This is a genomic window from Stenotrophomonas sp. YJH_SMC_119, assembly GCF_059368315.1.
The window spans coordinates 46,206-60,312 of the sequence record NZ_JCAFRP010000008.1 but is presented as its reverse complement, the minus strand read 5'-3'; the positions used below and the strand labels follow the sequence as shown (position 1 = coordinate 60,312).

Annotated in this window: 14 protein-coding genes; 4 read left to right on the top strand and 10 right to left on the bottom strand. The window is 67.3% G+C overall.

Features of this window, described 5'->3' with window-relative positions; genetic code table 11:
• Positions 1-28: 28 nt before the first annotated feature.
• Positions 29-694: a peptide-methionine (S)-S-oxide reductase MsrA gene (gene msrA / locus AC5P6S_RS13575; protein ID WP_049418682.1), complete on the top strand. Its 666-nt coding sequence runs from the start codon at positions 29-31 to the stop codon at positions 692-694.
• A 676-nt stretch (positions 695-1,370) separates the two neighbouring features.
• Here the strand turns inward: msrA and AC5P6S_RS13570 are convergent.
• From AC5P6S_RS13570 to ahpC, 5 genes are all read right to left on the bottom strand, one after another.
• A complete protein-coding gene (locus tag AC5P6S_RS13570) occupies positions 1,371-2,327 on the bottom strand; it encodes a transaldolase (protein ID WP_235643797.1) in 957 nt (318 codons plus the stop codon).
• A 50-nt stretch (positions 2,328-2,377) separates the two neighbouring features.
• Complete coding sequence (rnk, locus tag AC5P6S_RS13565) at positions 2,378-2,782, bottom strand: nucleoside diphosphate kinase regulator (protein ID WP_005408156.1); 405 nt, start codon at positions 2,780-2,782, stop codon at positions 2,378-2,380.
• A gap of 123 nt (positions 2,783-2,905) precedes the next feature.
• A complete protein-coding gene (locus tag AC5P6S_RS13560; RefSeq protein ID WP_005412310.1) occupies positions 2,906-3,868 on the bottom strand; it encodes a LysR substrate-binding domain-containing protein in 963 nt (320 codons plus the stop codon).
• Positions 3,869-3,953: 85 nt separating this feature from the next.
• Positions 3,954-5,546: an alkyl hydroperoxide reductase subunit F gene (ahpF, locus tag AC5P6S_RS13555; RefSeq protein WP_005408158.1), complete on the bottom strand. Its 1,593-nt coding sequence runs from the start codon at positions 5,544-5,546 to the stop codon at positions 3,954-3,956.
• 223 nt (positions 5,547-5,769) lie between these two features.
• Positions 5,770-6,333 carry an alkyl hydroperoxide reductase subunit C gene (ahpC, locus tag AC5P6S_RS13550; RefSeq protein ID WP_005408159.1) on the bottom strand — a complete coding sequence of 188 codons (564 nt, stop codon included), beginning with the start codon at positions 6,331-6,333 and terminating at the stop codon, positions 5,770-5,772.
• Between the two features lie 297 nt (positions 6,334-6,630).
• Here ahpC and prmC point away from each other — a divergent pair, with 297 nt between their 5' ends.
• Both prmC and pip read left to right on the top strand, forming a co-directional pair.
• Positions 6,631-7,488, top strand: coding sequence for a peptide chain release factor N(5)-glutamine methyltransferase (prmC, locus tag AC5P6S_RS13545; RefSeq protein WP_005408160.1), 858 nt, complete (start codon positions 6,631-6,633; stop codon positions 7,486-7,488).
• 48 nt (positions 7,489-7,536) lie between these two features.
• The gene (gene pip / locus AC5P6S_RS13540; protein ID WP_014646006.1) at positions 7,537-8,478 is read left to right on the top strand and encodes a prolyl aminopeptidase; all 942 of its coding nucleotides are present in this window, start codon (positions 7,537-7,539) and stop codon (positions 8,476-8,478) included.
• A 173-nt stretch (positions 8,479-8,651) separates the two neighbouring features.
• Here the strand turns inward: pip and AC5P6S_RS13535 are convergent, their stop codons facing one another.
• Positions 8,652-9,536 carry a LysR family transcriptional regulator gene (locus AC5P6S_RS13535; RefSeq protein ID WP_033834184.1) on the bottom strand — a complete coding sequence of 295 codons (885 nt, stop codon included), beginning with the start codon at positions 9,534-9,536 and terminating at the stop codon, positions 8,652-8,654.
• 106 nt (positions 9,537-9,642) lie between these two features.
• Between AC5P6S_RS13535 and AC5P6S_RS13530 the strand changes: the two genes are divergently transcribed.
• Complete coding sequence (locus tag AC5P6S_RS13530) at positions 9,643-11,061, top strand: MFS transporter (RefSeq protein WP_005408163.1); 1,419 nt, start codon at positions 9,643-9,645, stop codon at positions 11,059-11,061.
• A gap of 138 nt (positions 11,062-11,199) precedes the next feature.
• On the opposite strand, the gene AC5P6S_RS13525 is transcribed toward AC5P6S_RS13530, so the two are convergent.
• From AC5P6S_RS13525 to AC5P6S_RS13510, 4 genes are read right to left on the bottom strand one after another with little or no spacing between them, the layout of a single operon-like run.
• Positions 11,200-11,997 carry an N-formylglutamate amidohydrolase gene (locus AC5P6S_RS13525; protein WP_235643798.1) on the bottom strand — a complete coding sequence of 266 codons (798 nt, stop codon included), beginning with the start codon at positions 11,995-11,997 and terminating at the stop codon, positions 11,200-11,202.
• Positions 11,990-12,544, bottom strand: coding sequence for an NUDIX hydrolase (locus AC5P6S_RS13520; RefSeq protein WP_005408165.1), 555 nt, complete (start codon positions 12,542-12,544; stop codon positions 11,990-11,992). Before AC5P6S_RS13520 ends, AC5P6S_RS13525 begins: the two co-directional genes overlap by 8 nt.
• Positions 12,541-13,476 (bottom strand): 5'-3' exonuclease, encoded by a 936-nt coding sequence (locus AC5P6S_RS13515; protein WP_012479214.1) that lies wholly within the window; start codon positions 13,474-13,476, stop codon positions 12,541-12,543. Before AC5P6S_RS13515 ends, AC5P6S_RS13520 begins: the two co-directional genes overlap by 4 nt.
• Entirely contained in the window at positions 13,473-14,054 is a 582-nt protein-coding gene (locus AC5P6S_RS13510; RefSeq protein WP_005412319.1) for a nitroreductase family protein, read from the bottom strand. The genes AC5P6S_RS13515 and AC5P6S_RS13510 overlap by 4 nt, the downstream gene beginning before the upstream one ends.
• Positions 14,055-14,107: the final 53 nt, after the last annotated feature.

Sequence of the window (14,107 nt, the reverse complement as noted above, 5' to 3'; positions counted from 1 at the left end):
GCGCATCATGTTGGGAATTGGCCAGGGCATCCTCGGCATCGGCGCCTTCAAGCAGCGCCTGCCACGCCCGGAAGAGGCGCTGCCGGGGCGTGACCAGCCGCTGCCGCTGCACAGCAACCAGCACTTCGTGAACAGCCATCCGCTGAAGGACCGTTTTGCCGGCCTGCAGCAGATCCGTTTCGCGCTGGGCTGCTTCTGGGGCGCCGAGCGCAAGTTCTGGACCGAACCGGGCGTGTACAGCACCTCGGTGGGCTATGCCGGGGGCATCACCCCGAACCCGACCTATGAAGAGGTCTGTTCGGGCCTGACCGGCCACACCGAAGTGGTGCAGGTGGTGTTCGACCCGGCGGTGGTGAGCCTGGAGCGCCTGCTGCAGCTGTTCTGGGAGAGCCACGACCCGACCCAGGGCATGCGCCAGGGCAACGACACCGGCACCCAGTACCGCTCGGCGATCCACGCTACCGACGAGGCGCAGTACAAGGCCGCGCTGGCCAGCCGCGAGGCCTACCAGGCGCAGCTGGATGCGGCCGGCTACGGCCCGATCACCACCGAGATCGTGTACCCGGCACCGGCGTACTACTACGCCGAGGACTATCACCAGCAGTACCTGGCGAAGAATCCGAACGGCTACTGCGGCATCGGCGGCACCGGCGTGAGCTGCCCGATCGGGTTGGATGTGGAGGCGCCGCGCTGACGCGCGGTGGTCCGCCTGCGGCGGGCAACGTCAACGGCTGAAAGCCAAGGCCAAAGCCAAAGCCAAAGCCAAGCGGCTCTGGTTTGCTGTGAGTTTGGCGGGACGGGTGCAGATGGCGGGACACGCCGTAAACCCGTCCTTGGGGGCTCGGCCACGGCATCCATGCCGTGGACGGTCCCGCCATCTGCACCCGTCCCACCTTCGACAGTTTTCCGGTGACGGTGGGCGAGAGCATTGGTTACTGACGAACTGAAGAAAAACAAAAAGGACGCGGCGTTCGCCGCGTCCTTTTTGTTTGATCCTGCAGTGCTTTCTGTAGAGCTGAAGGCAGCGGCAGGAGCCGCTGCCAACGTCGCTTGCGCGACGGCCCGGAGGGTGCCGGTCAGGACGACCGGCATAGCCATGCTCGGCTCCGAGCAAGCGAAGCGCGCGACCCACTGTTGCTCTTCTTTCTTTCTTCCGTGGCGGGCGGCCGCAGGAAATTGTCAGAGGGCGGGCGGGTTGGGTTCGCGGGGGTGTCCGCGGCATGGATGCCGCGGCCAAGCCCCCATGGACGGGTTCACGGCGTCCCCCGCGAACCCAACCCGCCCGACCCAGCGCGGCTTTTGCTCTAGCAGTCAGTCGAGCAAGCTCGACTCTACCGACCCGCCACGAGGGGCTCAGCCGTTGGCCGGAATCACAGTGCCGCGCGGATCCGCTCGCGCAGCGCCTGCAGATCCTTGGCAAACGCATCGATACCGGTCGCCAGCTTCTCGGTCGCCATCGGATCGGCCGCCAGGTCCGCCGCGAACTTCGCCGCATCGATCGGGGTCACCGCCGCGCCGTCCGCTGCAGCGGCCACCAGCTTGCGCGGCAACTCGCCGTGGTCAGCGTCCAGCTTCTCCAGCAGGTCCGGCGAAATCGTCAGGCGGTCGCAGCCGGCCAGCGCTTCGATCTGCGCGGTCGAACGGAACGAGGCACCCATCACCACCGTCGGCGAACCGCGGCGCTTGAATTCGGCATACACGCCACGCACGAACTTCACGCCCGGGTCTTCGTCGATGGTGGCCGGGGTCTGGCCGTTGGCCACGTACCAATCGAGGATACGACCGACGAACGGCGAGATCAGGAACGCGCCGGCTTCGCTGCAGGCCAGCGCCTGGGTCGGGTTGAAGATCAGGGTCAGGTTGCAGTCGATGCCCTCGGCCTGCAGGATGCGCGCGGCTTCCACGCCTTCCCAGGTCGCGGCGATCTTGATCAGGATCTTCTCGCGCGGCACGCCGGCATCGGCGTACATCTGGATGAACTGGCGGGCCTTGGCCACGGTGGCGGCGGTGTCGTGGGCCTGGTCGGCGTCCACTTCGGTGGACACGCGGCCCGGCACCAGCGTGCTCAGCAGCGCGCCGACGCCGATGGTCAGGCGGTCGGCCACGGCGTGCACCACGGCTTCGCGGTCGCCACTCTGCTGGCGGCCCCAGGCCAGTTCGCGTTCGATCAGCTCGGCGTAGACCGGCAGGTCCAGCGCCTTCTTCACCAGGGTCGGATTGGTGGTGCAGTCCACCGGCTGCAGGCGCTTGATCGCCTCGTAGTCACCGGTATCGGCAACGACCACGGACAGTTCGCGCAGCTGGGACAGTTTGGACGGGGTACTCATTACGGCTCCTGGTGCAGGGGAATCGAATCGCGCGCGGTGCGCAGCGGTAATCAGGGGCGGTCGTTGTGGACCGCGGTCACGCGCAGGCGCAGCTTGCGGCCGCCGGGCGCGTTCCAGTCGATGCTCTGGCCGATCGAAAGGCCGAGCAGGGCACTGCCGACCGGGGCCAGCACGGAAACCTTGCCTTCATCGACGTTGGCTTCGCGGGGGAAGACCAGGGTCAGGACGTGCTTCTCGCCCGACACTTCATCTTCGCACTCCACGCGCGAATGCATCATGACGATGCCTTCGGGAATCTGGTCCGGTGCCAGCACGGTGGCCCGGTTGAGTTCTTCAGCAAGCGCGAGCGCGGCAGGCGTCTGGCTCAGCGCAGGGGATTCGAGCATGGCGTCCAGGCGGTCCATGTCGAAGGTGGAAACGGTGATCGACGGCGGCAGGCCGCTGGCGGTACTCATGGTGAAGCTCCTTGGTTGAAAGCCATGCAAAAGGCGGCACCTGCTGGCGCCGCCTGTCTGTATTGTGGGGACAAATGCGGCCGGAATCGACTCCTGCCGATTCCAGGCCGGTGCTGCGGGGGTTCAGCCGTTCAGGGCGGGGCCGGGCAGGGCGGTCGCTTCGCCGGTGGCATTCACCGCATCAAGGGTGAACAGCGCCTGCGGCAGGCGCTTGAACTGGTCGGCCAGTTCCATCAGGAAGTCGTTCATGGCCGAGCTGCGGCGCCAGATCATGGCGATGCGACGGCTGGGACGGCCCTCGCCGGTGAAGTCGAGCAGGCGGATGTTGTTCGAGCGCGGCACCGGCGGCTGCACCGACAGGCTGGGCAGCAGGGTGATGCCGACGTCGGCGGCAACCATCTGCCGCAGCGTCTCCAGGCTGGTGGCGCGGAACTCGGACTTCTCGTTGGCGCCGAACAGGCGGCACACTTCCAGCGCCTGGTCGCGCAGGCAGTGGCCATCTTCCAGCAGCAGCAGCTTCTGCGTGGCCAGTTCCTGCACATCCAGGTGTTCGCGGCGGGCCAGCGGGTGGCGCCCGGACACCGCCAGCAGGAACGGTTCCTCGAACAGGAACTCGGCGTGCAGCTGGTCGTCGATTACCGGCAGCGCCAGCAGCGCGGCGTCCAGCTTGCCTTCGCGCAGGCGGTCCAGCAGCACATCGCTCTTTTCCTCGACCAGCAGCAGTTCCAGCTCCGGGAAGCGCTCGCGGATGCGTGGGATCACATGCGGCAGCAGGTACGGACCGAGGGTCGGGAAGATCCCCAGGCGCACCGTCCCGGCTTCCGGGTCGCGGCTGCGTCGCGCCGCTTCCTTCAGCTGCTCCACTTCGGACACGATCACCCGTGCCCGTGCCGCCGCTTCCTGGCCGGCCGGGGTCAGCATCACCTTGCGCGGTGCGCGTTCCACCAGCGGCAGGCCCAGTTCTTCTTCCAGCTTGCGGATCTGCGTGGACAGCGTGGGCTGGCTGACAAAGCAGGAGGCGGCAGCCCGGCCGAAATGCTTGTGGTCGGCCAGGGCTACCAGGTACTTCAGATCACGTAGGTTCATCCTTACACCCCAGGGGTAACGGACCGGCTGACGGCATGGTTACCCGACAGGCAGACAATGTTCCCGGTGATCTGGGAACGGTGGATCAGGCCGCTTCAGCAACGGCACCGCTGCTGTTGCTCACCGACGAGCGGATCAGGTGGTCGAACGCGCTCAGTGCGGCGGTCGAACCGGCGCCCATGGCAATGATGATCTGCTTGTAGGGTACCGTCGTGCAATCGCCAGCAGCGAACACACCCGGCAGGTTGGTCTGGCCGCGGTCGTCGATGACGACCTCGCCACGCGGCGACAGCGCCACCACATCCTTCAGCCACTCGGTGTTGGGCAACAGGCCGATCTGCACGAAGATGCCTTCCAGCTCGACGCGGTGGGCGTCGCCGCCGACGCGGTCCTTGTAGACCAGGCCGGTGACACGGCTGCCGTCACCCAGCACTTCGGTGGTCTGTGCGCTGGTCAGCACGGTGACATTGGCCAGGCTGCGCAGCTTCTTCTGCAGCACTTCATCGGCGCGCAGGCTGGAATCGAACTCCAGCAGGGTTACATGCGACACGATGCCGGCCAGATCGATGGCCGCTTCCACGCCGGAGTTGCCGCCGCCGATCACCGCCACGCGCTTGCCCTTGAACAGCGGGCCATCGCAGTGCGGGCAGTAGGCCACGCCCTTGTTGCGGTACTGGTCTTCGCCCGGCACGTTCATCTGCCGCCAGCGCGCGCCGGTGGACAGGATCACCGAGCGCGACTTCAGCACCGCGCCGTTCTCCAGCTGCACCTGCACCAGGCCGTCTTCGCCGGCCGGCACCAGCGCACTGGCGCGCTGCAGGTTCATGATGTCCACCTCGTACTCGCGCACGTGCTGTTCCAGTGCCGTGGCCAGCTTCGGGCCTTCGGTCTCCTTCACCGAAATGAAGTTCTCGATCGCCATGGTGTCCAGCACCTGGCCACCGAAACGCTCGGCGGCGATGCCGGTGCGGATGCCCTTGCGTGCGGCGTAGATCGCCGCTGCAGCACCGGCCGGGCCACCGCCCACCACCAGCACGTCGAAGGCGTCCTTGGCGGCGATCTTCTCGGCATCGCGCTTGCTGGCATTGGTGTCCAGCTTGGCCACGATCTGCTCGAGGGTCATGCGGCCCTGGTCGAACACTTCGCCGTTGAGGTACACGGTCGGCACCGACATGATCTCGCGCTTCTCGACTTCGTCCTGGAACAGGGCACCGTCGATGGCCACGTGCTGGATGCGCGGGTTGAGCACCGCCGCCAGGTTCAGAGCCTGCACCACGTCCGGGCAGTTCTGGCAGGACAGCGAGAAGTAGGTTTCGAACCTGTACTCGCCTTCCAGGTTCTGCACCTGCTCGATCAGCTCGGCGGTGGCCTTGGACGGATGACCGCCCACCTGCAGCAGCGCCAGCACCAGCGAGGTGAACTCATGGCCCATCGGCAGGCCGGCGAAGGTCAGGTGGATGTCTTGCCCCGGGGTGCCCAGGTCGAAGGACGGCACGCGGCCCTGGCCATCGCGCAGCACCTGCAGCGAGATCTTGTCCGACAGGCTTTCCAGGGTCTGCAGCAGTTCCAGCATCTCCTGCGACTTGGCGCCGTCGTCGGCGTGCGCGGTGATCTGGATCGGGCGGGTCACGCGCTCCAGATAGGTCTTCAGCTGCGACTGCAGGTTGGCGTCCAACATCGGTCTTCTCCTGGCTTCAGGCAAACAGGGGGCGTGGCACCGCTGTACAAGGTAGCGGACCAGCTGGGGGTAGGGGTGAACCCAAGACAGCGACCGTGGAAGGGGCTGGCTGGCCAAGGCGGGCGAGCGTTGGCTGTCTTGGGTTCACCCCCACGCCGGTAGGGCACCGGCATGGGGACGAAGGGCGCGCCGTGGCGTGGGGCCACGGAAGGCCGGTACTGCGTTAGATCTTGCCGACCAGGTCCAGCGACGGGGTCAGGGTCTTCTCGCCTTCCTTCCACTTGGCCGGGCAGACCTGGTTCGGGTTGGCGGCGGTGAACTGGGCAGCCTTCAGCTTGCGCAGGGTCTCGGAAACGTCACGGGCGATCTCGTTGGAGTGGATCTCCAGGGTCTTGATCACGCCTTCCGGGTTGATGATGAAGGTGCCGCGCAGCGCCAGGCCTTCTTCCGGAATGTGCACGCCGAAGGCGTTGGTCAGCTGGTGGGTCGGGTCGCCGACCAGCGGGAACTGGGCCTTGCCGACGGCCGGCGAGGTTTCGTGCCACACCTTGTGCGAGAAGTGGGTATCGGTGGTGACGATGTAGACCTCGGCGCCAGCCTTCTTGAACTCGGCGTAATGGTCAGCCGCGTCTTCGATCTCGGTCGGGCAGTTGAAGGTGAAGGCGGCCGGCATGAAGATCAGGACGGACCACTGGCCCTTCAGGCTGGCGTCGGAAACCTTGATGAACTCGCCATTGTGGTAAGCGTTGGCTTCGAACGGCTGGATCTGGGTGTTGATCAGGGACATCGTTTTTCCTCTGGTGAAGGGGAGTGGGTGAATCGACAGGAGCTAGGTTACCGACTCACTGGCGATAAGAACAATCCATTGATTGCATCTATTTGATAGATGGAGTCTATCATTTGGTCATGAGCAGGCACTGAACCCTGCCGCTCCCATCCTGCAACTGGCTGTGTGACAAGGGAAATCTCCCGGAGGCGCGGAAAGGGGCCGATAGCCCCTCCTTATTCCCTCCGGCAGAACCTGAACGGATTGCAGCTTTTTGCAGTGTCGAGCCACGCTCGACTGCGGCTCTACAATTGCGGCATGTCTTTCCAAACCGAACCCTCCCTGCGCCAGACCGTGGCTGAGGCCAGTGCCCGTCTCGGCGGCATCGAGGCCCGCCACGAGGCTGAACTGCTGCTGCTGCACGTACTGGACCGCCCGCGCAGCTGGCTGTTCGCCCACGCCACCGATCCGCTGGCCGCCAATGACCAGGCCGCCTTCGAGGCGTTGCTGGCCCGCCGCGTGGCCGGTGAGCCGGTGGCCTACCTGACCGGCCGTCGCGGATTCTGGACGCTGGACCTGGAGGTCGACCCGGCCACGCTGATCCCGCGTCCGGAAACCGAGCTGCTGGTCGAGCTGGCGCTGGAGCGCCTGCCGCCAGACCAGTCGCTGCAGCTGGCCGACCTGGGCACCGGCAGTGGTGCGATTGCACTGGCACTGGCCAGCGAACGGCCGCAGGCGCAGGTGCTGGCCACCGACGCCAGCCCGGGCGCGCTGGCCGTGGCCGCGCGCAATGCCGCCCGCCATGATCTGCGCAACGTCCGCTTCGCTGAAGGCGGGCACGACTGGTATGCACCGCTGCAGGGCGCGCGTTTTGATCTGATTGCCAGCAACCCGCCGTACATCGCCAGCGACGATCCGCATCTGGAGCGGGGTGACCTGCGCTTCGAGCCGGCCACCGCACTGGCCTCGGGTCCGGATGGCCTGGACGACATCCGCCGCATCGTCGACGGTGGCCAGGCCCACCTGCTGCCCGGCGGCTGGCTGCTGATCGAGCACGGTTGGGACCAGGGCGAGGCGATCCGCGCGCTGTTCGACGCGGCGGGGTTTGCCGAGGTGCAGACCGTGCAGGATCTGGAGCAGCGCGACCGCATCACCCTGGGCCGGCGTCCGGCCTAGAATGGAGGTTCTCCTGCCACGGCAGGGCATCACCCTGGAGCTGCAAGCATGCGTACGCTGTACCCCGCCATCACCCCCTATGACGTCGGCACCCTGAAGGTCGACGACCGCCACACGCTGTACTTCGAGCAGTGCGGCAACCCGGACGGCAAGCCGGTGGTGATGCTGCACGGTGGCCCGGGCGGTGGCTGCAGCGACAAGATGCGCCAGTTCCACGACCCGTCCAAGTACCGCATCATCCTGTTCGACCAGCGCGGTGCCGGCCGTTCCACCCCGCACGCCGACCTGGTGGACAACACCACCTGGGACCTTGTTGCCGATATCGAGAAGCTGCGCGAACACCTCAAGGTCGATCGCTGGCAGGTGTTCGGTGGCAGCTGGGGTTCGACCCTGGCGCTGGCCTATGCCGAAACCCATCCGCAGCGCGTGACCGAACTGGTCCTGCGCGGCATCTTCATGCTGCGTCGCTGGGAACTGGAATGGTTCTACCAGGAAGGCGCCAACCGCCTGTTCCCGGATGCGTGGGAGCATTACCTGAAGCCGATCCCGTCGGTGGAGCGCCATGACCTGATCTCGGCCTTCCACCGCCGCCTGACCAGCGACGACGAAACCACCCGCCTGGAAGCGGCCAAGGCGTGGGCGGTGTGGGAAGGCGCGACCAGCTTCCTGCATGTCGATGACGACTTCATCAACAGCCACGAAGACCCGCACTTCGCGCTGGCGTTTGCCCGCATCGAGAACCACTACTTCGTCAACGGCGGCTTCTTCGAAGTGGAAGACCAGCTGCTGCGCGACGCGCACCGCATCGCCGATATTCCCGGCGTGATCGTGCACGGCCGCTACGACGTGGTCTGCCCGCTGGCCAACGCCTGGGACCTGACCAAGGTCTGGCCGAAGGCGAAGCTGGAAATCACGCCGGCCTCGGGCCATTCGGCGTTCGAGGCCGAGAACGTGGACGCGCTGGTGCGCGCCACCGACAGCTTCGCCTGATCGGTAGTGCCGGCCGCTGGCCGGCAACGCCGCACCGGTAGCGCCGGGCCATGCGCGGCGCTACCAACCCTCATCCACGCATGGCGTGGATCGACCACAGCCTGGTAGTGCCGGCCGCTGGCCGGCAAACCTGAAACGGGTGGATTCCTGCAGGCGCCGGCCAGCGGCCGGCGCTACCAATCCCCGGCCAGCAACGCGTCGGCCAGCACCTGCAGCTTCGGCGAATGCTGGCGCGACGGTGGGTAGATCAGCGACAGCGCACGGCTGCGACCTTCAAACGGCTGCAGCACACGTTGCAGGCGGCCGTCAGCCAGCGCGTCGGCCACCGCGAAATCCATCACCTGCACGATGCCGATGCCGGCGATGGCCGCTTCCACCAGAGGATCGCCGCTGTCGAACACCATCCGCGTCGGCGGCGTGAACTCGCGCAGTTGCCCGTCCTGCAGGAACTGCCAGTCCACCAGCCGGCCACTGCGCAGGTTGCGCACCGCCAGGCAGGCGTGATCCTGCAGCGCGGCCACATCGTCCGGTGCGCCACAGCGGGCCAGATACGCGGGGCTGGCCACCGTCACCCAGCGCAGCGGCCGCAATGGCCGCGCGACGATGCGCTGGTCGGCGATGACGCCGGTGCGCAGCGCGGCATCGAAGCCTTCCTCGACCAGATCGACCAGGCGGTCGCTGAGCACGGCTTCCACCTGCAGTTGCGGATGCTGTTCCAGTAATGGCGCCAGCATCGGCACCAGCACCTTGCGCCCGAACATCGACGGCGCACTGATCTTCAACGTACCCGAGGGCGTGCACGGGCGGTCGGCCAGTTGCCGCTCGGCATCGTCCAGGCCGGCCAGCAGCGGTGCCACCTGTTCCACGAACTGGCGGCCATCCGGGGTCAACGCCACGTTGCGGGTGTTCCGCTGCAGCAGCTTTACCCCCAGCGTGGCTTCCAGCCGCCCGATCGCGCGCGACAGGCCGGACTGGCTCAGGCCGAGTTGGCCGGCGGCCACCGTGAAGCTGCGCGCTTCGGCCACCTGCACCAGCATGCGCACCGCATTGAGGTCCATCGAGGCTGCATTCATGCGGAAAATCATGACAGATATGGGTGGCAAGGGGTTTATTGAATAGTCCGCATCAATGAGACTGCGCTCCCCCCACCGCTTCAATCCGCCGATGCCTCCCCTCAAATATCCACGCTGGGCGCTGACCCTGCTGGCCACCGCGCAGCTGATCATCGCCCTGGACGCCACCATCATCTTCGTCGCCCTCCATGACATGGGCCGCGCGCTGCAGATCAACGCGCAGCAGCTGCAGTGGGTGGTCAGTGCCTACACCGTGGCGTTCGGTGGCAGCCTGCTGCTGGGTGGTCGCGCCGCCGACCTGATCGGCCGTCGCCGTTTCTACCGGCTGGGCATGCTGCTGTTCGCACTGGCGTCGCTGCTCGGTGCGTTGGCGCCGAATGCCACCTTGTTGATCATCGCGCGCGCCGCGCAGGGCGTCGGTGCGGCCCTGCTGTTCCCCGCCACGCTGGCACTGATCAACACGCTGTACGCCGAAGGCCCGGTGCGCAACCGCGCGCTGGCGATCTGGAGCATGGCCAGCGCGGTGGGCCTGGCGCTGGGCACGCTGCTGGGTGGCGTGCTGACCCAGGCGTTCGGCTGGCCGGCGGTGCTGGCGGTGATCGTGCCGCTGGCCACGGCGTGCGCGGTCGCAGCCGGTGCGTGGTTGCCGTCCGATGGTCCAAGGGTGCGCGGCCGCTCCTTCGATCTGGCCGGTTGCCTGACCGTCACCGCCGGCGGCAGCCTGCTGGTCACTACCCTGGTGCAAGGGCCGGAGTGGGGCTGGACGGCACCGGCCACGCTGATCTGCCTGCTGCTTTCAGCCGTGCTGTTGACGGTGTTCGTACAGATCGAAAAACGCAGCCGTGACCCGCTGATGCAGTTTTCGCTGTTGCGCCTGTCGGGCCTGCGCGCGGCACTCGGCCTGACCTTCGCCTTCATGAGCAGCTATGGCGTGCAGTACTACTTCCTGGCGCTCTACTTCCAGGATGGCTATGGCTGGAGCCCGCTGCAGGCCGGCATGGCCTTCCTGCTGCCGACGTTGGTGTGCACCTTCGGCATCCGTATTGCCGAACGCATGCTGCGGCGCCGTTCGCCACGGCAGGTACTGGCCTGGGGCTTCGCCGCCGGTGCCATCGGCATTGCCGCGGTGGCGCTGGCGATGCCGCACGGTGCCAGCTACTGGCCGCTGCTGCCGGGCATCGTGGTGCTCAGCATCGGCCAGGGCATGAGCTGGACGGCGATGTGGATCGTGGCCGGGCAGGGCGTGCCGGGTCCGCAGCAAGGCGTCGCGTCCGGCATGGCAGCCACCGCCCAGCAGATCGGCGGGGCGTTGGGACTGGCGGTGCTGGTGATGGTGGCCAACGCCGCGCGCGGCACGCAGGCAGCAACCAGTGCCGACGCCCTGCAGGGCATGGTCAATGCACAGTACGGCGCCGCGTTGTTCGCCGCGCTCGGCGTGGTGATCGCGCTGGGCCTGCGCCCGGCGCCGGTCGAATCGGCCGCCACCGTCTGCCCGGTCAGCGATGCATGATTGAAGGCGCTGGCGTGGGTGGTGGATGTCCCACGCCTGCGGTAGTGCCGGCCGCTGGCCGGCAATGCAATGATCCAACTACCCTGAGGTGGCCGGCCAGCGGCCGGCACTACCGATCCGGAATGGATCCACGCGCGTTCAACCGAACGCCAGCAACTGCGGCTGCAATGCGCTGAAGATCCGCGCCAGCCGCTCAGCCCAGGCCTGCTGCCCAGCCACATCGGCAATCAGGTCCTGGCGGATTTCCAGTTCCACGTGCACCAGCCCGCGGCCTTCGCCATGCACCGGCACCGCGTAGTCGCTGGTGCTGCTCACCGAATACGGTTCATTGTCACCCACCACCAGGTCGCCTTCCTCGCGCAGTGCCTGCAGCAAGGCATGGGCGAAGCGCGTGTCCTGGTGGTACAGCACGCCGGCATGCCAAGGTCGCTGCGCGCCATTCATCGCCGGAGTGAAGCTGTGCATCATCACCAGCAGGGTGGAGCGGCCGGCATCTCGGCGCGCATCCAGTTCCGCGTCGATGCGCGCGTGGTAGGGCGCGTGGATCGCATCGATACGCTGCTGCCGCTGTGCCGCCGACAGCCCGGCATTGCCCGGCACCACGGTGTGGTCGCTCACCTCCGGAATCAGCGTCGGCGAGGCCAGCGGGCGGTTGCAGTCGATCAGCAGCCGCGAATAGGTCTGTTCGATGGCCCAGGCATCCAGCCGTTCGGCCAGTGCGCGGGTGGTGCCGGCAATGCCGATGTCCCAGCCGATATGGCGGTCCAGTTCGGCCTGCGGCAAGCCCAGGCCTGCGAGGGCACGCGGCACCTGCTGGCCGGCATGATCGGCCAGCATCAGGTACGGCGAGGCACCCTGAGGCCGGTGGATCGTATGGATCGCCGGGTCGTCGGCGCCGAGCAGCGCCGGCAGCGCGTGCAGGTCGGCGTCAGCCACGCGGGCGTCCGTCCAGATGGTGCTCGATCATCCACAGCCCGGCCCAGAGCTTGGCGTCCAGCTCGTAGCCTTCGCCCATCTTCTGCACCAGCCAGGCCGCTGCCTCACTGCGCGGAATCTCGTGCACGATGATGTCTTCGCTGTCGTCACCACCGCCCTCGCCAACGCGGCGCAGGCCGGTAGCGCGCACGAAGGCGATTTTTTCGCTGCTGGCGCCGGAAGAGGTCGGGCCGATCAGCAGCACTTCGGCGTGATCGGCGGTCCAGCCGGTTTCTTCTTCCAGTTCGCGCACGGCCGAGACTTCGATCGATTCGCCGGCGTGGATGTCGCCGACCAGGCCGGCCGGCATCTCGATGGTGGGTGCCTGCAGCGGCACGCGGAACTGTTCCACGAACAGCACCTTGTCCTCGGGGGTGACGGCGATGATGATCGCGGCCAGGCCACCGGCATGGGTACGTTCGCTGTATTCCCAGGTGCCGCGCACCAGCATGCGCTGGTACTTGCCTTCATAGACGACACGCGGGGCTTCGGTGTTGCGCTGGCTCATGCGGGCTCGCTGTGGGTGGGAAGAATATCGGGCACGCCGGCGGCATCGAACAGCCGGCGGCGGGTCATCGGGCCAAAGCGCAGGGTCTGGCACAGGCCGCCGAGCAGCTCGGGATCGGCGGTCTGGCGCAACAGGCCGGGCTGGCTGCCTTCCAGCGGCGCGTCCAGCGCGATGGTGGTCAGCTGGCGCCAGAGCTGGGCGTGCTCGCGCTGCTCGCGCAGGCGCACCGCCATCTGGGCGGCGCCGCGCAGGCGCAGGAACGGCACTTCGTCCAGGCGTTCGTACAGTGCATCCATGCTGCCGAAATGGGCCAGCAGCACGGCGGCGGACTTGCTGCCGACGCCACTGATGCCGGGAATGTTGTCCACCGCATCGCCGCACAGCGCCAGATAGTCGGCAATCTGGTGCGCGTGCACGCCGTGCCGCGCCTTCACTCCGGCCACGTTCCAGCGCTGGTTGCGTGCGTAGTCCCACTGCTCGTCGTGATCCAGCAGCAGCTGCGACAGGTCCTTGTCGGCGGAGATGATCACGCCGCGGTGGCTGCCACGATGCACATGCAGGGCGCTTCCGATCAGGTCGTCAGCCTCGTATTCATGGTGGGCCAGAACGGCGAGGCCCAACGCCGCGCACAACGCCTTGCAGTGCACGAACTGGCGCTTGAGCGCCTCCGGCGCCGGGTCGCGGTTGGCCTTGTAGGCGGGGTACAGGCGGTGGCGGAAGCCACTGTCCAGCGCTTCGTCGAAGGCGATGGCGATGTGACGCGGGCGTTCGCGCTCGAGCAGGTCCAGCAGGAAGCGGGCGAAGCCGTGCACGGCATTGGTCGGCCAGCCCTGCGCGTCCTGGAACTGGTCGGGCAGGGAGTGCCACGCGCGGAACACATAGATGCTGGCGTCGACCAGGTACAGCGACGGCGGTGGTACCGGCAGGGTCATGCCGGAGGCGTCCAGTCGCGCAGCAGGGTGGCAGGGTCCGGACGCTCGCGCTCGGGCACGGCGGCCTTCGGCGTGCCGATATGGATGAAACCGGCGATGCCTTCGCCCTCGGCCAGGCCCAGGTAGGCGTGCACGGCGGGGTCGAAGGCCATCCAGGCGGTCAGCCACTGCGCGCCAAAGCCCAGCGCCTGTGCGGCCTGCAGCAGGGCGAAGCAGACGCAGCCGGCGGTCATCAGCTGCTCCTGTTCGGGCACCTTCGGGTCCGGGCGCGGGCTGGCCACCACCACGATCACCAGCGGCGCATGGCTGAAACGCTGGCGATCCTTCTCGAACACGGCCTCGCCCGCATGCGGGTCGCGTTGGCGGCTGCGCTCGGCCAGGAAGTCGCCCAGAGTGTGACGTGCATCGCCGGCGATCTTCAGGAAGCGGAACGGTACGCGCTTGCCGTGATCGGGCACGCGCACTGCCGAAGCCAGCATCCGCTGCAGGGTGGCCGGGTCCGGGCCGGGCTCGGCCAGTTGCCGCGAAGGCACGGAGCGGCGGGCATCCAGGGCGAGCAGGGCGGCGGGGTCGGGCATGGAGTCTGAACCGGTCATCACGAAGGTTTGATTATAGTCGGGGTGGTCAAAGA

Excerpts from the sequence above, each read along its gene's own strand:
- AC5P6S_RS13560 (WP_005412310.1), bottom strand. The coding sequence starts at position 3,868 with ATGAACCTACGTGATCTGAAGTACCTGGTAGCCCTGGCCGACCACAAG.
- AC5P6S_RS13530 (WP_005408163.1), top strand. The coding sequence starts at position 9,643 with ATGCCTCCCCTCAAATATCCACGCTGGGCGCTGACCCTGCTGGCCACC.
- ahpF (WP_005408158.1), bottom strand. The coding sequence starts at position 5,546 with ATGTTGGACGCCAACCTGCAGTCGCAGCTGAAGACCTATCTGGAGCGC.
- ahpC (WP_005408159.1), bottom strand. The coding sequence starts at position 6,333 with ATGTCCCTGATCAACACCCAGATCCAGCCGTTCGAAGCCAACGCTTAC.
- AC5P6S_RS13535 (WP_033834184.1), bottom strand. The coding sequence starts at position 9,536 with ATGGACCTCAATGCGGTGCGCATGCTGGTGCAGGTGGCCGAAGCGCGC.
- AC5P6S_RS13520 (WP_005408165.1), bottom strand. The coding sequence starts at position 12,544 with ATGAGCCAGCGCAACACCGAAGCCCCGCGTGTCGTCTATGAAGGCAAG.
- rnk (WP_005408156.1), bottom strand. The coding sequence starts at position 2,782 with ATGAGTACCGCCAGCGGCCTGCCGCCGTCGATCACCGTTTCCACCTTC.
- AC5P6S_RS13570 (WP_235643797.1), bottom strand. The coding sequence starts at position 2,327 with ATGAGTACCCCGTCCAAACTGTCCCAGCTGCGCGAACTGTCCGTGGTC.
- prmC (WP_005408160.1), top strand. The coding sequence starts at position 6,631 with ATGTCTTTCCAAACCGAACCCTCCCTGCGCCAGACCGTGGCTGAGGCC.
- AC5P6S_RS13515 (WP_012479214.1), bottom strand. The coding sequence starts at position 13,476 with ATGACCCTGCCGGTACCACCGCCGTCGCTGTACCTGGTCGACGCCAGC.
- pip (WP_014646006.1), top strand. The coding sequence starts at position 7,537 with ATGCGTACGCTGTACCCCGCCATCACCCCCTATGACGTCGGCACCCTG.
- AC5P6S_RS13510 (WP_005412319.1), bottom strand. The coding sequence starts at position 14,054 with ATGCCCGACCCCGCCGCCCTGCTCGCCCTGGATGCCCGCCGCTCCGTG.